At 46.7% G+C, this 18996-nt stretch carries 17 protein-coding genes, 1 other RNA gene and 1 pseudogene; 7 read left to right on the top strand and 12 right to left on the bottom strand.

The annotated features are described in order from the left end of the window. Position 1 precedes the first annotated feature (1 nt). Positions 2–1243 carry an FAD-dependent oxidoreductase gene (locus tag MDMS009_RS00335; protein ID WP_008290082.1) on the bottom strand — a complete coding sequence of 414 codons (1242 nt, stop codon included), beginning with the start codon at positions 1241–1243 and terminating at the stop codon, positions 2–4. A 244-nt stretch (positions 1244–1487) separates the two neighbouring features. Between MDMS009_RS00335 and MDMS009_RS00330 the strand changes: the two genes are divergently transcribed. Further along, the gene (locus MDMS009_RS00330) at positions 1488–2117 is read left to right on the top strand and encodes a helix-turn-helix domain-containing protein (protein WP_043887673.1); all 630 of its coding nucleotides are present in this window, start codon (positions 1488–1490) and stop codon (positions 2115–2117) included. A 4-nt stretch (positions 2118–2121) separates the two neighbouring features. Here MDMS009_RS00330 and MDMS009_RS00325 read toward each other — a convergent pair whose 3' ends face one another. The 7 genes and pseudogenes from MDMS009_RS00325 to smpB all read right to left on the bottom strand — a co-directional run bounded on the left by MDMS009_RS00325 (position 2122) and on the right by smpB (position 10217). Then, positions 2122–2538 (bottom strand): group II truncated hemoglobin, encoded by a 417-nt coding sequence (locus tag MDMS009_RS00325; protein ID WP_008290016.1) that lies wholly within the window; start codon positions 2536–2538, stop codon positions 2122–2124. A gap of 148 nt (positions 2539–2686) precedes the next feature. Further along, positions 2687–4288, bottom strand: a complete 1602-nt coding sequence (locus MDMS009_RS00320; protein WP_008289860.1) for an alkaline phosphatase — start codon at positions 4286–4288, stop codon at positions 2687–2689. 82 nt (positions 4289–4370) lie between these two features. After that, entirely contained in the window at positions 4371–4898 is a 528-nt protein-coding gene (locus MDMS009_RS00315) for a hypothetical protein (RefSeq protein ID WP_008289903.1), read from the bottom strand. Positions 4899–5067: 169 nt separating this feature from the next. Next, a pseudogene (locus tag MDMS009_RS00310) lies at positions 5068–7511 on the bottom strand (sensor domain-containing protein). Positions 7512–9054: 1543 nt separating this feature from the next. Then, positions 9055–9192 carry an Arm DNA-binding domain-containing protein gene (locus MDMS009_RS16385; RefSeq protein WP_008289868.1) on the bottom strand — a complete coding sequence of 46 codons (138 nt, stop codon included), beginning with the start codon at positions 9190–9192 and terminating at the stop codon, positions 9055–9057. A gap of 126 nt (positions 9193–9318) precedes the next feature. Then, positions 9319–9680: a transfer-messenger RNA gene (ssrA, locus tag MDMS009_RS15970) on the bottom strand. A 57-nt stretch (positions 9681–9737) separates the two neighbouring features. Further along, complete coding sequence (smpB, locus tag MDMS009_RS00305) at positions 9738–10217, bottom strand: SsrA-binding protein SmpB (RefSeq protein ID WP_043887670.1); 480 nt, start codon at positions 10215–10217, stop codon at positions 9738–9740. Positions 10218–10351: 134 nt separating this feature from the next. On the opposite strand from smpB, the gene MDMS009_RS00300 reads away from it, so the two are divergent. The 3 genes from MDMS009_RS00300 to MDMS009_RS00290 are packed head-to-tail and all read left to right on the top strand — an operon-like array spanning position 10352 to position 12481. Next, positions 10352–11719, top strand: a complete 1368-nt coding sequence (locus MDMS009_RS00300) for a sodium-dependent transporter (protein WP_008289990.1) — start codon at positions 10352–10354, stop codon at positions 11717–11719. A 23-nt stretch (positions 11720–11742) separates the two neighbouring features. Further along, complete coding sequence (locus tag MDMS009_RS00295) at positions 11743–12183, top strand: type II toxin-antitoxin system RatA family toxin (RefSeq protein WP_036313709.1); 441 nt, start codon at positions 11743–11745, stop codon at positions 12181–12183. Beyond that, on the top strand, positions 12170–12481 hold the full coding sequence (locus MDMS009_RS00290) for an RnfH family protein (protein ID WP_008290089.1): 312 nt from the start codon (positions 12170–12172) through the stop codon (positions 12479–12481). The genes MDMS009_RS00295 and MDMS009_RS00290 overlap by 14 nt, the downstream gene beginning before the upstream one ends. Here MDMS009_RS00290 and MDMS009_RS00285 read toward each other — a convergent pair. After that, positions 12478–13299, bottom strand: coding sequence for a ferritin-like domain-containing protein (locus MDMS009_RS00285; protein WP_008290063.1), 822 nt, complete (start codon positions 13297–13299; stop codon positions 12478–12480). The two genes, MDMS009_RS00290 and MDMS009_RS00285, sit on opposite strands and share 4 nt — an antisense overlap. Then, on the bottom strand, positions 13292–14272 hold the full coding sequence (locus tag MDMS009_RS00280) for an ABC transporter permease (RefSeq protein ID WP_008289997.1): 981 nt from the start codon (positions 14270–14272) through the stop codon (positions 13292–13294). The genes MDMS009_RS00285 and MDMS009_RS00280 overlap by 8 nt, the downstream gene beginning before the upstream one ends. Before the next feature lie 209 nt (positions 14273–14481). Here MDMS009_RS00280 and MDMS009_RS00275 point away from each other — a divergent pair, with 209 nt between their 5' ends. The 3 genes from MDMS009_RS00275 to MDMS009_RS00265 all read left to right on the top strand — a co-directional run bounded on the left by MDMS009_RS00275 (position 14482) and on the right by MDMS009_RS00265 (position 16888). Then, a complete protein-coding gene (locus MDMS009_RS00275; RefSeq protein ID WP_008289996.1) occupies positions 14482–15234 on the top strand; it encodes a hypothetical protein in 753 nt (250 codons plus the stop codon). Positions 15235–15297: 63 nt separating this feature from the next. Further along, the gene (locus MDMS009_RS00270; protein ID WP_008289926.1) at positions 15298–16146 is read left to right on the top strand and encodes an HvfB family MNIO-type RiPP peptide maturase; all 849 of its coding nucleotides are present in this window, start codon (positions 15298–15300) and stop codon (positions 16144–16146) included. Next, positions 16127–16888: an HvfC family RiPP maturation protein gene (locus MDMS009_RS00265; protein ID WP_052298131.1), complete on the top strand. Its 762-nt coding sequence runs from the start codon at positions 16127–16129 to the stop codon at positions 16886–16888. The genes MDMS009_RS00270 and MDMS009_RS00265 overlap by 20 nt, the downstream gene beginning before the upstream one ends. A 43-nt stretch (positions 16889–16931) precedes the next feature. Here MDMS009_RS00265 and MDMS009_RS00260 read toward each other — a convergent pair whose 3' ends face one another. Beyond that, entirely contained in the window at positions 16932–17564 is a 633-nt protein-coding gene (locus MDMS009_RS00260; RefSeq protein ID WP_008289937.1) for a bifunctional 4-hydroxy-2-oxoglutarate aldolase/2-dehydro-3-deoxy-phosphogluconate aldolase, read from the bottom strand. A gap of 24 nt (positions 17565–17588) precedes the next feature. Beyond that, the coding region (gene edd / locus MDMS009_RS00255; RefSeq protein WP_043887669.1) for a phosphogluconate dehydratase at positions 17589–18996 on the bottom strand (1408 nt) is incomplete at its 5' end.

Below are 18996 nucleotides of genomic sequence, written 5' to 3'. Positions count from 1 at the left end.
TCTAGTGTCCTACCGAGGCTGCGCCTTTCTCACCGGTCAGCTCGTAGTCTTCAAAACGGGTTAAACGGAATGGCTCAATCAGATCCGGGGCGATGTCTCTTGCCATGGTTTCTGCCATGGTCTTACCGCTGATAGGCGTTGCTTTAAAGCCCCACGTTCCCCAGCCCGCATCCAGATAGAAACCTTCCACTGGCGTTTTACCCATTATTGGAGCAAAGTCAGGTGTCAGATCCGCCATACCAGCCCACTGACGAACGACTTTGACGTTGGACAGGAATGGGAACATATCAACGATGTGTGAGGTAAGCCCTTCGACAAAGTCGAGTGATGAGCGGGTTGAGTGCATTTCGTAAGGATCCAAAGAAGATCCCATCACTAACTCACCGCGTGATGACTGACTGACGTACACATGTAAGCTACCTGATACCAAAATCGTATCTAACCAAGGTTTCATTGGCTCACTGACGCATGCTTGTAAGGGGTGAATGACGATTGGCGTTTCGATATCGACCATTTCGGTAATACGTGGTGTAAACCCGGCAACCGCCGATAGCACACGGTTAGTCTCGATGTAACCTTTACTGGTGTTAACACCGACAACCTTGCCACTCTTCACATCAATACCCGTCACTTCTGTGCTTTGGAAAATCTCCACACCCATGCGGTCAGCTTCTTTTGCATAGCCCCAGGCAACAGCATCATGTCGTGCTACTGAACCGGGCGCGTGATACAAAGCGCCCTGAATCGGTGCTTGACCGCTACATGAGATATCCAGCTGAGGACAGGCTTGAGAAATTTCGTCGGGACCGACAACGCGGCTTTCGACACCAACATGCTTATTGACCTCTGCACGCCAGCGCATAGTGCGCATCGCTGAGTCGGTATGTGCCAAGGTAAAGTGACCACGCGTTGAATAGAACAAGTTCAAATCCAACTCTTGTGATAGGTCTTCATACATCTTGACACTGGCATCATAGAAATTGACGCCTTCAGGGGTGAGATAATTAGATCTGACTATTGTGGTATTACGACCTGTGTTACCACCACCGATATAGCCTTTTTCAAGAACCGCTACATTGGTGATGCCAAAATCTTTAGCCAAATAATACGCTGCGGCAAGACCATGGCCGCCACCGCCGATAATAACCGCATCATAGCTTTTCTTAGGCTCGGTGCAATCCCTGAAAAACCGTGGTGCTGGATGCTCTTTACTGAGAGCATATTTCAGAAGTCCTAATGGCATTATTAACCTCCACTGCCGTGATATGAGCCCTTTACTACCGAAGTAGTAAACCTTTCATACCACCTTATAAGTAAATTTTGTTTCACGTAATGAAACTTTGATTTCATTTACGCATGAGTAAAAAATCATGTCAATACTTTTGTGCAACTTTTTTTCATTTAATGAATCTTTAATTGCTTCCTGCTCCGAAATCTGATGTATAATCAAAGCCCTATCAAATGGATACAACGGAGTATTTTCAGGCGTGAACAAAAAAGAATCGGTAGTAGCATCAGGGACGAACGGCCATTCTCTGGATAAACATCTCGGCAACGCGCTTCGACATTTACGTATGGAGAATGGGCTAACTATTGCCGAAGTAAGTAAACGCGCTAACGTAAGCCGAGGCATGTTGAGCAAGATTGAAAACGGTCTCACCTCACCTAGCCTCGAAAAGTTGGAACAGTTGGCCAATGCGCTTGGCGTCACGTTGTCGCGCCTGTTTCATGACTACGACACGCCAAAGTCGGGCGCGCAATACGTCCGTGGTGGTGAAGGCATGGAAGTCGTCAGACGTGGAACCAAAAGCGGTCATACCTACAATCTGCTGGCGTATGACACCGGTCCTAAAAAACTGTTTGAACCGTTTTTGATATCGTTGGATGAAGAAAGTGAAGTGTTTGATCCGTTTGAGCATGCCGGCACAGAATTCATCTACATGCTGGAAGGCAAACTCGAATACACCGTTGGTGACCAGCGCTATATTCTTGAGCCCGGTGATTCGCTGACTTTTGACGCCGAGCAACCGCATCGTCCTGAGGCGAAATTGCAAATGCCGATCCGTTACCTGGCTATCATTTACTACGATAGCTTGGACGACTTCAATCAGGAGTAACACACTAAGCCTGCTGCGACTGCTGCTGTAACAAACCAGCCATATCAGTGAAGTTTTGCATCAACTGCTGTTTGAGCGTTGGGGAATAAGCGAGTTTATCCATTGCCATTGACATGCAAGTCAGCCAAGCTTGACTGGCTATTTCATCAATCTCGACATGGGCATGAATTTCACGCACATTTGAATGCCCCCACTTTTCGGCATACAGCCTTGGGCCACCCAAAAAACCTGTGAAAAAGTTGAATTGCTCTACCCGAGCATGAGCCATACCGTGACCACGGAGATGCAACAGAAATACCGGTTTACCTTCTTCTGTGGTTTCTAACAAATCACAAAAAGTGTTGACCAGTTTGTTGACGCCTTCGGCACCACCAATTTGCTCATAGAAACTGACGCGATGTTGATTCGCTGTCTGTTGCATATTTTTACCCCCACAACACAGCAACGTGATGAATCAAGTGTAGAGGGTCACCAGGGCATTGATAATACCGATGAATGTGTACTACTAAAGAAGTAATTTGGCGTAAAAATCAGCCAGCTTTGAGGGGTGTAAAGTAACTACAAAATGACTACTGCATCGTCGCTATCGCACGTCTCTCCAGCTGTGCAGCTTGATTAATGACGTGGAAGATCAGGTTTTGTTCATTCACACCCAACACGCCTTCAGCACCCGGGCCGGTCGCATAAACAGCCACATCTTCGCCACCATGCGTTTCTGCAGATAATGGCACCAATGCTTCTTGATGATAACCAGCCTGTTCGGTATCAATATCTGTCAGGTTTGTTCGACCGCTTTTTGCCGGCTCCGCATACGCCGTATCAGCATCTGTTTCGTCATGGTGATGTCTGAAGCCCAAGCCATTCGCATAAGCGAGTGTTGTATAGGGCTTGCCATCAGCAGCCTTTGCAGGCCCGATCTCGCCAACATTAACCACTTTGCCCAAAATAGGGTTACCACGTTTTGGATAGCCTGCCATCGTAAAGACATGACTATGATCGGCGGTAACCACAATTAATGTTTCAGCTGGGTCGGTATGCGCTATCGCCTGTTTTACCGCATTTGAAAGCTCAATGGTATCGTTTAAGGCGTTAAAGGCATTGCCCGCATGATGCGCATGGTCAATGCGGCCTGCTTCCACCATCAAGAAGAAGCCTTCCTCTCGCTGTTTTAATATAGCGAGCGCCTTCGTCGTCATTTCACTGAGTGACGGCTCCCCTGCCTGATCATTGTGACGATCAGCCTCATAGTGCATGTGTGACTCATTAAATAACGCTAATACTTGCTGTGCAGAAGATGGCTCAATCAAGTCAAACCCAGCCTTATCATAAACATAAGCACCGTCAGGATAACGCTGTTGCCACTCGTTAATAAGATGACGCTCATCATTACGATCACCTTCTATATCACTTGCGGCATCGGGACTATTAAACTCAGGCAAGCTCGGTAAGAAATGGCGACGTCCACCGCCCATAACCACTTCGATCCCATCGATGTGTTTAGCTTTTGGGTAGTGTTTTTTTAGTCGACGTTCATAATCAATCAACTGCGCCGCAATATCGCTACAACCCGCCGCAATAGCCGTTTCAGGCAAGTCAGAATTATCTTCCCAGTTTCGTTCGGGTGATTTTGCATATAGAGCAGCAGGCGTTGCATGAGTCACCCGTGTGGTAGTGACAAACCCTGTTGCCATGCCTGCCAGTTCAGCCAAATCCAATGTTGTCACCAGCTCATGTCCGGCAACCGTTTGGCAGTTTCCTCTTCGAACATTTTCATCAATGCCAATCACGCCGGCATCGGTTTTCACCCCGCTAATGATGGCAGTCATCGTGCCAGCAGAGTCAGGTGTCTGTGCATTGACATTGTATGTTTTGGATAAGCCGGTAAACGGAAAGGCTTCAAAACTAAGCTGGTTCTCTTCACCCGCGTGCCCTTTGTTTTGACCTTCCAAGATACGCGCGGCGGTAATGGTAGAGACTCCCATACCATCACCGATAAACAAAATGACATTTTTTGCCTTTGAATTCGCTTGAAGATTAGGCTTTTGGGCCAATGCCTGACGGGCATCTTGATACCAAGGATTGCTAGATTGATGTGGCGGTAGAATCTGCGCGTGCGCATTAACGGTAAGCGCCACACATAACACCAGCCAACAACTGATAGCTGTTTTCATCAACCCTGCCTCCTTGTCTAAAACAGCCATAATAACCTTGTTTAATGACGGTAACGTGTCACGAATCTTACGTCACAACAAACTAACTCAATGGATTTTCAATATCTGAATAATAATCCTGATACACAATTTCTATTCTCAAGGTATAGCCTTCTCCCCAAAACGCGAGCGGCTGGCTGGTTTCTTCTATCCAACGCTGGGCCTGTTCTGGTTTGATGAACGCACATACATCGCCAATGGGCCAGTGGAAATAAGCCTCATTGAGATTTTTTTGAGTCAAAACAGCGGGATCGGTGGTTTCCGGTAGCGGAATAAAAGAACTAAACAACTCAAGACCACCCTGCCGTTCAGGATCGTGGGAAAAATACTCCAGCGACAAATCCCAGCCCCGCACCAGACCATTTGTCTCATCCCCTTTCTCGATACTGAATCCATACATCGCCAGCGTCCCATCACTTACCTTTGGGAGCTTTTCAAGTGCTGCTTGAATATGTTTTACCGCCTGTTTGTCCTGCTCTGACAACTGATCCAAAGATAAAAACCAATTACCGAGTCCGATAGCCGCGTTGATGAGTGATTTATGCGTTTTACTTAAAAGAATGTTAGCCATTTGAACGTGTTTCGTTTTACTAAAATTTAAAGACTCAAACGTGAGTGTTTATTGAATGATATTAGCGTCGCCAGCGAGCGAATAATTTGTGGAAGTCATGCCGCCATTACTGTTTGGTGACAAGTCAACTTTTTTACATCGCCAGCAGTGCCCTTAAGGTGATCTTATTCTACCTGCTGCAATGTTTAGCATGGTATTGATGGACCCATTCAAGTACTTCATCGGCGGGCATTGGCCGTGCGTTATAGTAGCCCTGTACGGTGTCACAGCCCATCTCTAATAATTTTTCACAGTCAGCTTTTGTCTCCACGCCTTCGGCGACGATATCTCGTTTAAAGACTTCTGCCAGCTCGATAATCCCCCTGACGATTGCCATATCTGCATCACTTTCTAGCATGGTACTGATAAAGGAGCGATCAATCTTGAGTGTCTTCACCGGGAGCTGTCTCAGATAAGACAGAGAAGAATAGCCCGTCCCGAAATCATCGAGTGCGAAAGAGACGCCGAGTCTGCTGGCAATCGTTTCCACAATTTGAGCGGTCTGATGGGTTTCAAGTGCCGAGGTTTCCAGTATTTCAAGCTCAAGCAACCGGCTGGCACAGTTGGGTAGCGTGCCATGACGGCTTCCAGCTTTTGTATAAAATCGACATGCTGGATTTGTCTTGCAGAGACGTTGACACTAACCTGAATCTGCAGCCCCTGATGCATCCAGGCCTGAACCTGATGCATAGCCTGCTCCAGAACCCAGTCGCCCAGGCTAATGATCAGCTGGTGTGACTCAATCACTGGTAAAAACTCGCCGGCACCGAGCACCCCCTGCTCCGGGTGTTGCCAGCGGATCAGGGCCTCCATGCCGGTCACCTCATGACTCTGCATGTTAACCTTGGGTTGGTAAAATAGGCAAAACTCGTTATTTTGCAGTGCCGAGGCTATTCGCTCAGTGCGGGCACGATGCTCGTGTACTTGCCGATCCAGGTTGACGTCGAAGATGTGATAGCCATTCCTGCCTGCCTGTTTGGCTTCATACATCGACAAGTCAGCATGGCGAAGTAATGTATCTGCATCTACATTATCCGAAGGATAGAGCGCCACGCCTATACTAGCTGTCACACTTATAACACGCTCGCCCAAGTGTATTTTCTCAGCAATTTTCTGATTCATTCGACTCAGAATCGGGTCTAACTCATCCACCTCACGGATATTAGCAATAAGCAAAACAAACTCATCGCCGCCCATTCTGGCGACGGTATCACCACTACGAACGGTATGCTCAAGACGCCGAGCAACTTCAATCAGCAACTGGTCACCAATTTCGTGACCATACATATCATTGACCGGCTTGAATCCATCCAGATCAAGAAAACACACTGCCAACATGGTCTGGTTGCCACGGGTATGTACCAGTGATTGTCCCAGCCGATCAGATAGCAGGGTTCGGTTGGCAAGCTGAGTCAAGGCATCGTAATGCGCCAGATCTTCCAGCTGACGTTCGGTATTCTTAATATCGGTGATATCGGCAAACAGTCCCAGGTAGTGAGTGACATCACCCTGCTCGTTCCGAATAGCACTGACGGTGTGGATTTCGGCATAAAATTCACCGCTTTTCTTACGATTCCACACTTCACCACGCCAGCGACCATTCTGTCGAATGGTTTGCCACATTAACTGGTAAAAGTGCTTATCCTGACGGCCTGATGAGAGAATGCTGGGATTCTCACCAATCATCTCGTACTGGTCATAGCCGGTGATCTCGGTAAAGGCATGATTGACCGTGATAATACGATTATGGTCATCGGTAATCATGATACCTTCCCAGGCATTATCAAATACACTGGCATGCAGGCGAAGCGTTTCCTGCGCTTTAACCCATTCGGTTACATCATAAAACCAACCGAGAACGCATAGTTCATTGTCATAGTTTATGGGCAGGTACGTGGCAAGTACCAACTTGCGCCCTGCTCCGGAAATAACGATCTCTGTCAACTGGTCTCTGATAGTGCCACCCGCCAAGATGGTATCCAGATAGTTCTGATATTGCGCTTTGTCCAGGTAAAAGCCGGCTGGATCGATGCCAAAGGTGTCGTCCAGCTCATGATTAATCATCTCGGCATAACGACGGTTGGCAAAAATCACTTTATGTCCCGCTTGAGCGGCAATACTAATTGCTACTGGGCTGTATTCCAGCACTTCGTTCAACTGCGCCGTCGAGCTTTGCAGCTTGTCCTGAATAGTTTTTAGGTGGGAAATATCAGTGTGCGTGCCGATCATCCTGAGCGGTTTATCCTCAGGGTCTGTTTGCACGATGGCGGCTCGCGATAATAACCATTTCCAACTGCCGTCCTTGCAACGCATCCTGAACTCCGGCGCGTAGAGATTGATGCGCCCTGCCAGGTAATCCTCTAGATGCTCCATAACTGCCGATTTATCATCGGGATGCAGCAGACTGACACAGGATGCGAATTGGTTGTCAATATCATCAACCTGATAACCGAGCATTTTCTTCCACTGGGGTGACAGGAACACTTCATCGGTCTGTATGTTCCAGTCCCAGACACCATCGCCCGCTCCCTCAAGTGCAAAGCTCCAGCGTTCCTCACTCTCCGCCAATGCCATGCGGGCATCTGAGACTCGTTCAGCCATCACATCAAATTCGCGAGCAGCGAGCATGATCTCATCATTGCCCTGCACCTTCTCTGAAACTGATTTTACCTCGCCTACTTCATAGTCACCGATAGCTCTAGTAAGGCGTCGTATTCGTGATATGACAATCCTGTCGATAGCCAGAATTATTAGCCCCCCACCAACAGAGATGACCAAAAATGCCATGATGAAAAGTATCAAAAGGTAACGCTGCACCTGACTAATAACTGTGTTGATCGGCACCAGCTTGAAGTAACGCCATTCCAGTGGTTCGAGCTTCATACCCAGAGCGATGTAATCTTGACCACCAAGCTGCAGTTGTTTTGAGAGCAGCTTCGGCTGCTGTGAAAGGAAAGCGTTCTGCAATAATTCACTCAACTGTCTTTCCGAATCAAGGCTGAAGTTGTCCTGCGCTGCGGAGGACTCCAGCTCTTCCTGCCATTGCCCGGCTAATATAAAGTGACCGGTCTCATCCAGCAAAAAGTGCTGCGTCCCCGAATAAAGTTGCTTCTTCTCAAACACAAAACCCAACACGTTGGTGAGTTGCATATCCTCGCCAAGGCTGCCAATCCATTCTCCGTTCAAATACAGCGGATAGAGGGCACTCACCATCCAGACTCTGGGCACCGGGTCAAACAGGGGCGGAGTGAAAGTGTATTGACGTTCCGGATTAAACTCAGGACTCGTGCTCGTCACCCAGGGGGTCTGTGTGTAGTCATTATTAGCCGCCTGTTCAAAGACAAATTCAGGAAAAGTTTTGTCATAAATGATTTCGCTACGATAAGTTGACAGATACCAGACATTTTCATGTCGGCGGTTGGCAGCAGCACCAAAAGTATCCATCACTTGCTTGATTCGCCAATGAATAACTTTTTGTTTATCGCTTAATTCGGGCGAATCTGGCAGGAAAATGCCTGACTCTTGCATGCCATCATAGTTTTCTCGCTTGTTACGCCAAATCCCGTCCGCATAAAGTGTCATTGCCTGATGAAAGGCGTTTATTTCTTTTTCCTGAATGGGTGCTGACAAGCGTTCCTGAATTAACCTGGCTAGCGACTTGAGTTTGGGTTCACCCGACCATAGTCGTTCAGTGGCGATATCGACCTGACTCTCCGTAACAACCTGCAGGTTTTTCAGCACCCTGTTGACAATTTTTTCTCTAGCATAGTCTGTTATCCATAACGCTGCGGGCAAAGCAGTTAACAGAATACTCATAATATAAATCAGACTAAGTTTCTCTCGAATCCGCATGCTATCCTGCCTTGCGTAATTGAATTAACATCATCATCTCTATTTACCACTCATGCGTCAAACAGCACTGAGCGGAGACTGAGAAGCTGCTTTATCTTGAGGTTAACGTCCGTGTGAGCTGAACTGTGAATCCAACAGACACAAAAAAACCGAAGGTGGCATTCTATTCGATTGGGGCTATCTCTTTTTCTACTTTTCGTGTTTCTGCCGGATCAATCCCTAAAGAAAGACGTTTTTCCTTACCATCAAACCGGTATTTAAGTCTTCACCACTTGCCACCATTTCGGGAGACCTCTAAATACAGTCCCCGACTATCGCCCATTTTGTAGCGTTTGGATGTTTCTCTGCCTTCAGGTGTGATGCCACCTTTTGCTTTTTTTACTTTAATATCTGTTAGTGCCACTCAGAGTACCCCAAAAACTCATAGGTTCGATTGGATTCCTATAGACATCTCAGGACACCAGAAACAAAAAAGCCCGCATAAATGCAGGCTTTCGTGGTCTTTCTTGGTCTCAGTGAGACTATGTAATGGTGGAGGCGGCGGGAATCGAACCCGCGTCCGCAGATACTCCGCCCTCGGATCTACATGCTTATTTCATCTATTAATTTAACTCAATGCTACCCGATGAGCAGGGAAAACAAAGAGCGATCTTGATAAAGTTTTAATCCATCTGTACCAAGCATACGTCAGGACGATCTTGTGAGAGTCGACGCCCGATACCAGACGCACAAGCACGGATCTGGTCGGACGGCATTCACTGGTTATTAAGCAGCTAGTGCGTAGTTGTTATCGTTAGCAACTAAATTTTTTCCAATCTTTTTTACGAGAGAACTGGAATACTCGGCATGCACCTTAGGTTTTGTCATCCCCGTCGAATCCAGGTCGCCCCCTAAAGCGTTACAACATCTGACAGTATAAAGAAAAGCGAGTTTCTCAGCCAGTGTCGATTATCTAATTTTCATTATACGTGCTTTATCACGATTCCAGTCACGTTCTTTTTCTGTCGCCCGCTTATCGTGCAGCTGTTTACCTTTGGCTAGCGCAATTTGAATCTTTGCCTTGCCTTTTTTCCAATACATATTGAGTGGCACTAACGTGTAACCTTTGCGATCAACGGCGCCAATCAGTTTGCCCAACTCTTTGCGATGCAGAAGTAACTTACGATCACGTTGTGGTTCGGGTTTGATATGCGTAGAGGCCGTTTTAAGTGCGGTTATTAGTGCATTAGCCAGCCATGCTTCGCCATTACGAACATGGACATAGCTTTCGTTCAGCTGCACTCTGCCATCGCGTAGGCTTTTGACTTCCCACCCTTCCAGGACCAGCCCTGCCTCAAAACGCTCTTCGATAAAAAAGTCGTGACGAACCTTGCGGTTGACCGCAATCGTATTGTCGTCTGCTTTCTTTTTATTCTTTTTTGCTGCCATCCCCATATTATAAAGGGTTTGAATTCAGTCTTCATTTATTTATCTGTTTTATCTGCTTAACTTAAGACGGTGTTTGTTGATTTGGCTGAGTTCTGGTTACAATCAGAGCAATTTGTGCATATCGGGGCAACAACATGGCAAGACCCTCTAAGTCGATACATGGCGAGTGGACCACACGCTGGGCGTTTATTCTGGCGGCAACCGGTTCTGCTGTGGGACTGGGTAATATCTGGAAGTTCCCCTATATCACCGGCGAGAATGGCGGCGGTGCCTTTGTCATTGTTTATTTAGCCTGTATTGCCATTATTGGTATTCCCTTAATGATGGCCGAAGTACTCATCGGTCGTCGTGGCCGACAAAATCCCATTAATAGTTTGAAGTCGCTGGCTGAAGATGAAAACAAATCAACGGTATGGCGCTGGCTGGGTGCAATGGGGATCTTAGCTGGCTTTTTTATTCTGTCTTATTACAGTGTGATAGCGGGTCAGGCCTTGGCCTACATTCCTCGCACTTTCTTTGGTGTTTTCGAGGGCGTTACACCTGATGGCGCGGCCAGTATTCATGCCGCGTTAGTGTCGGATCCAGAACGTTTACTCGCATGGCATACCATCTTTATGCTGATTACGGTGTTGGTAGTGACACGCGGTGTACAGCATGGCTTAGAAAAGTCTGTGCGTTTCATGATGCCAGCTTTATTTATGATACTCATTTTGCTGGTCGGCTATGCTGCCAACACAGGCGATGCGTTTACGCGCAGTTTACATTTTTTATTCGACCCTGATTTTTCTAAACTCACCGCTAACAGTATTCTCACTGCGATGGGCCATGCTTTTTTCACCCTTAGCCTGGGGATGGGCGCCATTATGGTTTATGGCTCATATTTGCCAAAGAAAACCTCTATCTTCAAGGTCTCGGTCACGATTTCCGTGATGGATACCAGCGTTGCGCTATTAGCGGGCCTTGCGATATTCCCATTGGTGTTCGCCAATGGCATGGAGCCGGGCCAAGGCTCTAGTCTGATTTTCCAAACATTGCCTATCGCATTCGGTCATATGCCGGGTGGACAATTCTTCGGCGGCATCTTTTTCTTACTGCTGGTGTTTGCCGCGTGGAGTTCAGCCATCTCTTTGGTAGAACCGATTGTGGCCTGGCTAGTAGAAAATAAAGGCATCAGACGTATGAAAGCCACGCTGCTCGCAGGTGGCATCATATGGTTACTTGGCTTACTTACGGTGTTCTCATTTAATGTTGGTCAACACTGGACACTGTTTGGTCAAACGGCATTTGGCTTGCTTGACTATCTTACTGCGAATATCATGTTGCCTTTGGGCGGCTTACTGATAGCCCTGTTTGCAGGTTGGGTAATGAAACAAAGCAGTAGTTCAGACGAGCTTGCCTTAGGCAATGGCTTTGTCTTTAAAAGCTGGCTGTTTTTAATTCGCTACATAACCCCGACGGCAATTATCATCGTGTTTGCCAATCTTATTGGCCTGCTTGGATAAAACTGGAACGTTAACCCGATTCAATGACAACCATAACTCGAAGTTCTTTGGTGATGTATACACCTGACCAGATGTTTGATCTGGTTAATGACGTAGAAGCCTACCCCAGCTTTTTACCCTGGTGCCGTGGTAGCCGTGTTCTAAGCAAGAATGAAGATGTGATTTGCGCCTCTTTAGATATTGCTAAGGGCGGTATTCATCATGAGTTTTCAACCCGAAACATGCTGGATCATGGAAATGCTATTCGCATTGAATTGATCGATGGCCCTTTCCGTCATCTGGAAGGTCACTGGCAGTTCAAGCCGATCGGCAATAATCAAGGCTGCCGGGTTCAATTGGATATGGACTTTGAGTTTTCAACTCGCCTGTTGGATTTAGCTTTAGGCCCCGTCTTTACGCAAATATCTGGCTCATTGGTAGATGCCTTTTGCAAACGCGCCCAGGAAATTTATGGAAAACGCTGAACACCTGCAAATTGAGGTTGCCTACGCGCTACCTGATGAACAACTTATTCTGGAAGTCGAAGTGCCGACTGACAGCACCGTTGAACATGCCATCAAACGTTCAGGCATTTTAGAGCGTTATCCGCAAATCGATCTGAGCACAGATAAGGTCGGCATTTTCGGCAAAATGTGTAAGCTCAATGCCAGTCTCAAAAATAAAGATCGGATTGAGATTTATCGTCCTTTGATCGCAGATCCCAAAGAGTCTCGCCGCCAAAAGGCAGAGATGGAAAAGAAAAACAAAGATACGAAAGCTTAAGCCCTGCGCTTGTAGACTGCTTGCGACTCCAGTAACGTCATCTCATCATGACTAAAGCCAGCTTCAATTCGGGCCTCGGTATGAAACGGGCCACGAATTTCGCCATTAAAATAGGTTTCCAACAAGTCTTTAAACGTTGAAAACGGGTCCATGTCTCGCTGCGCGCACAGGTAGTTAAACCAATCCGTTCCCACTTTGACGTGCCCTACTTCTTCGCGCAGAATTAATTCCAGAATTTCAACGGCGCGTAAATCTCCGGATTTTCGTAGTTTGTTCATCATTGAGGGCGTTACATCCAGTCCTCTCGCCTCAAGTACCCGCGGTACTAAAGCCATGCGCGTAAGCGGATCATGATGGGTCTTTTGAGCCATTTCCCACATACCATCATGTGCCGGAAAATCACCGTAGCTAAATCCCATTGTTCTTAAATGCTCACTGAGCATGTCGAAGTGTGTCGATTCTTCATATGCCACCTGTAGCCAATCGTGATAATACGCATCAGGCAGCGCTGCAAAACGTGCGAGTGCATCTAAAGCTAAATTGATGGCATTGAACTCAATATGACAAACCGCATGAATCAGTGTGGCATGACCCGTTTGCTGATTATTGCGCCGACGTGGCAATTCTCGAGGTGAAACTAGTTTTGGTTGTTCGGGCCGGCCAGGAATCGCGGGAACATCAACATCGTTTGTTGTAATGACACAGCCTTGTTGCTTCGCTGAGTGATACAGCCTTTGTGTGGCTTGTGCTTTTTGCCAAGGGTCAGTTAGCAACAAACACGTTAAAGCCTGTGCGCGAATATCAACTGCTTCAGCCATCCAAACGCACCCTCGGGTCCACTAGGGTGTAGGAAATATCGGTTAATACCAGACCAACGATGTAGAGCACAGAACCGAGGAACACCATCGCCCGTACAATCGCAAAGTCTTGTGCGTGAATGGCATCAATCGTATAGCTCCCCAAGCCGGGAATACCGAAGAAAGACTCCAGAATCAGACTCCCCATAAACAAGGTGGGTAGTACTACCACTGCCCCCGTTAAAATGGGAATCATGGCGTTTTTCAATACATGTGAAAACAGCACTTTAACTTCAGACAAACCTTTGGCTCGTGCCGTACGCACATAGTCTTTCGATACCTCTTCTAAAAACAATGTTCGGTACCAACGTGAGCCACTACCAATGCCAGAAATAATGCCAATGGCGACCGGTAGAATTAAAAACTTGGTGGCATCAAAGCCTTCGGCATAGCCAGATATCGGCACCAATTGCATGATTTTTCCGACCAGAAATTGCCCACCAATAATGTAGAAAAGCCCAGATATCGACATCAATACCACACATAAAACGACGCCGCTCAAATCCACATACGTTGCCCGGAAAAATACCATTAACATCGCAAAGGTGATATTGACCAAAATGCCAATCACAAAGATAGGTATTGCAATAGCAAGGCTTGGCCACATGCGAGTTTGAATGTCTTGCCCGATATCACGTCCATCATCGGCTTGACCAAATTCGAACACAAACAGGCTGAGTGATTTACCAAAAAAGATCGTATCTGTCGCTTGAGATACGCCTTCTGCATCACTATTCCAGATTAAGGCTTTATTGTATCCACGCTCTTCTTTCCAGCTTTCGATTGCCTGCTCGGTGACATGCTTGTTACCGAGATGCATACGTGCCATATCATCGGGCGTGTTGACCATGAAAAATAAGACGAATGTCAGTGCATTGACCCCAAGTAAGATAGGAAAAGCGTATAAAATTCGTCTGATAATGTATGCGAGCATGAAAAAAGGTTACCTGTGTTCCATTTCGGTTCAGCTTAATGACCTGTATTGCGGGCTTCAAGTTTCAAAACCGTTATTGTAGCAGTTGCTTAGTTCAACATCGTCTTGAAACTTTCGCTCATCGGCCGATAATGAAACTGAACAAATCACCCAAGCCAAGGGTCTTATCGAACAACTGATTTATATTTCACCATCATAGAGAGAGCAACATGAGAATTTTATCCCTGACATTTTTATTCAGTCTCTGTCTCAGCCTCAGTGTGCCGGCTAGCGCAGAAGAAACTCAGATAATGATCCGAGCTAAAGCGGCTGATGCAAAATATATTGGTACCAGCGTAGGCGGTATTCGCGTCACTATTGAGGATGCAGAAACAGGTGAGATTGTAAACCAAGGCTGGATTAACGGCGGTACTGGTGACACAGATACCCTGATTAAAAATCCTATCAAGCGTGGTCAAACTTTAACCACGAACAAAACTGCAGGGTATCTAGCCACCATCGATATTAATACGCCGCGTTTGTTGCGCTTTAAACTAATCGGCCCCTATGGTTACCGTCAATCGCTTCAAGAAGCGTCTGTAACATCATGGGTTATACCCGGCAAGCATCTATTGGGCGACGGAATAACACTAACTATGCCAGGGTTTATCGTTGATGCCTGGACGCAAGTGCTAGAGGGTGGCAAGGTCGAGTTTTATACCAAAGCTTCATTACTTTGTGGCTGTCCGATCACTAAGGATGGCTTATGGCAGCCCGATAACTACGAAGCAAAAGCCATTATCATGCGGGATGATAAGAAGGTTGATGAAGTCGCGTTAGATTTCACTGGTCCGATTGGCCTGTTTTCAGCCAAAACTGTGATCAACACATCTGGTCATTACAAAGCGATTGTCTATCTTATTGACCAAACAACAGGCAATGTCGGCGTCGACAGAACAATGTTTGAAGTAAATCTGGATTGATGCTGTAACAATTGCTGCTGAAAACCGTCTTATTAGTTAAGTATGAAATAGCAGGAGCATTATATGAGCAGTCAGTCGTGCCCGGTTCGGGGCGCAGGTTTAGGCTTACGCCGCAGCTTTTTAGATGATATCGCGGCTAAGCCAAACACCGATATCGACTTTATGGAAGTTGCACCAGAAAACTGGATGGATATGGGCGGCGCCTATGGCAGAAAATTTGCTGCAATGGCTGAGCGCTACCCGATGCTTTGTCATGGTTTATCGCTTTCCATAGGCAGCCCTGCCCCCTTAGACGAACACTTTGTGCACCGGCTGAAAAAGTTTTTTGATAAACATAATATTCAGACCTATAGCGAGCATCTCAGCTATTGCAGCGATGACGGTCATCTCTATGACCTTATGCCGATTCCATTCACTGAAGAAGCGGTACATTACGTTGCAGATCGGATTAAACGCGTTCAAGACATCCTAGAGCGCCGTCTGGTCATAGAAAATGTGTCTTACTATGCCGCGCCCGGCCAGCAGATGGATGAAGTGGCATTTATTACGGCAGTCATCAACGAAGCAGACTGCGACTTACTGTTAGATGTGAATAATGTCTACGTCAATAGCATCAACCATCACTACGATGCGATCGACTACATTAATGCGATGCCAACGGAGCGTATTGCCTACCTGCATATTGCAGGACACTACAATGAAGCGGAAGATTTGATTGTCGACACCCATGGCGCTGATGTCATTGATCCCGTCTGGCAGCTACTAGAAAAAACCTATGCGCGACACGGCGTTTTACCAACATTACTTGAACGTGATTTCAATATCCCTTCTTTGCAACATTTGTTGGACGAGGTCGAGCTGATTCATCACTATCAACAGCAACATAAGGTCAATGATGTCTCACACGGTTGAATCATATAAGCAAACGCAATATCAATTTGCCGCCCATATTCGGGATCCGGAGCACCAGAAGGCACCTGATAATATCGAATCCAGACGTATGGCTATCTATCGCGATCTGTTTTTCAATAACATCAACGGTACGCTGAAAAACGCTTTTCCTGTTATTAGAACCTTATTTCCCGAGGAAAAATGGTTAGCGATGGTGCGTGACTTTATGATCAAGCATCAGTGTAAAACACCTTTATTTGTTGAAATTGCTCGTGAGTTTATCGCTTATCTGGAAACAGAACGGGTGGCTGAGGATGATCCGGTCTTTTTAGCTGAATTAGCACATTATGAATGGGTTGAACTTGCTTTAAGTATCGCAGAAGCGGACTTTACCATTACACCACTCACTGACGACGATGATCGTCTGTCTGTGTCGCTTAAACTATCCCCGTTAGCATGGCTATTGGTCTATCACTACCCTGTGCATCAAATTGCACCGGATAATCAGCCTGAACAGCCCTCTGAGACGCCTGTCTGTCTACTGGTTCAGCGCAATGCCGATGACGAAGTGAAATTTATCGCTTTAAACTCAGTAAGCGCACGTTTGCTGGCACTGTTAGATGAAGGTAAATCTGGCCATGCTGCGGCAGCCGAAATAGCTAAAGAAATGCAGCACCCGAATCCAGATGTGGTGATGCAAGGTGCAACTCAAATGATAGAGGATTGGGTGAGTCGCGGCATTCTATTAAAACAAGACGCATAAAAAAAGCCGGGCAATGCCCGGCTTTTTTTCACATCGAGTGATATCAAGCTGTAGCTAATTCAACCGCTTCAGCAGAAAGACGCGTGATTTCGTCCCAGTTTTCTGCATCAACCAGGCTAGCCGCACACATCCATGAACCACCCACACAGCCAACATTTGGCAGGCTGTAGTAGTCTTTAACATTCTTCTGGCTCACACCACCTGTCGGGCAGAATGTAATTTGAGGAATCGGCGCGCCGATTGATTTCAGCATGGGCACACCGCCCGCCGCTTCCGCCGGGAAGAACTTCATCGCTGTGATGCCTTTTTCAAGTAATGCCATCGCTTGACTTGGATCAGCAACACCAGGCAACAATGGCACACCTGTGGCCAGCGCAGCATCAATTAATTTTTCTGTTGTGCCCGGGCTTACAATAAACTCTGCACCCGCATCAATGGCTGCATTCAATGTGTCGATATTAATGATAGTACCGGCACCGACGATGGCATCAGGCACTTCTGCTTTAATACGGCGAATCGACTCTAAGGCAGCATCGGTACGCAGTGTGATTTCGAGTACTTTCAAACCACCTTTGACCAAAGCTTTTGCTAACGGCACAGCATGATCAGCGTTATTGATAACCATCACCGGTACGATCGGCGAAACCTGCATGATTTCATGAATTGTTTTAGACATTAGTTAATCTTATTCCAGTTTGATTTATTCGACATTAAACATGTTGATGGCACCGGTTTCAGAGGTTGATACACCCTGACGGAAACTATCAAATAATTCACGACCCATACCGTAATGATGCTCGGTATTAGCCATCACACAAGCCATGCGTGAATTCAGTTCTTTTTCATCTACCAAGACATTCAAGTCGCCGGTCTGTGCATCCAGGCGAATCATGTCACCATCACGGACTTTCGTCATCAAGCTGCCATCAACACATTCAGGCCACAAGTGAATAGCAGACGGCACCTTACCAGAAGCGCCCGACATACGACCATCGGTAACCAAAGCAACTTTATAGCCTTTATCCTGCAGTACACCTAAAGGTGGCGTCAGTTTATGCAGCTCAGGCATACCATTCGCTTTCGGACCTTGGAAACGCAGAACAACGATCACGTCTTTATTCATTTCACCACGTTTAAACGCCGCAACCACATCATCCTGGTTATCAAAAACCATCGCTGGTGCTTCAACTACTTGATGCTTCTCATCAACCGCAGAAATCTTAGACATACCGCGTCCCAGATTACCTTTGATCAGGTGCAGGCCACCACCAGATGCGAACGGTTCAGCTACACTGCCGATCACTTCTTTATCCAAAGATTCTTTCGGTCCTTCCACCCAAGTCAACTTACCTTCTTTCAGCGTTGGCTCGCGAGTGTACTGTTCCATACCTTTGTCATCGCCGACTGTGATGACATCGGTATGCATCAAACCATTTTTTGACAATTCACGAATCAACACACCCATACCACCGGCTGCTTGGAAATGGTTAATATCAGCTGAACCATTAGGGTAAATCTTAGTGATAGATGGAATGATTTTAGACAGATTATCAAAGTCATCCCAGTTAATGATAATACCGGCTGCACGGGCAATCGCCACCAAGTGCATAGTGTGGTTGGTCGAACCACCTGTTGCCAATAAGCCAACTAAGGCATTGATGATGGCTTTCTCGTTAATCATATGACCGATTGGACGGTAATCATCGCCCAATGCCGTAAAGTTCAGCACTTGCTGTGTTGCTTTCTCAGTCAATGCATCACGCAGTGGTGTGTTAGGGTTGATGAATGAACTGCCCGGCAGGTGCAAGCCCATCATTTCAACCATCATCTGGTTACTGTTAGCAGTACCGTAGAAGGTACATGTACCTGGGCTATGGTAAGACTCTGATTCTGCTTTCAGCAGCTCATCACGACCTACTTTGCCTTCAGCATAAAGCTGACGGATACGAACTTTTTCTTTATTTGGCAAGCCACTCGGCATCGGACCTGCTGGTACGAAAATCGCCGGTAAGTGACCAAAGCTCAACGCACCAATCAATAAGCCCGGAACGATTTTGTCACAGACACCAAGATATAGCGCGGCATCAAACATGTTGTGGCTAAGCCCA

It is taken from the genome of Methylophaga thiooxydans DMS010, from assembly GCF_000156355.1.
Taxonomy (GTDB): Bacteria; Pseudomonadota; Gammaproteobacteria; order Nitrosococcales; family Methylophagaceae; genus Methylophaga; species Methylophaga thiooxydans.
This window is presented reverse-complemented; position numbering and strand designations above follow the sequence as displayed.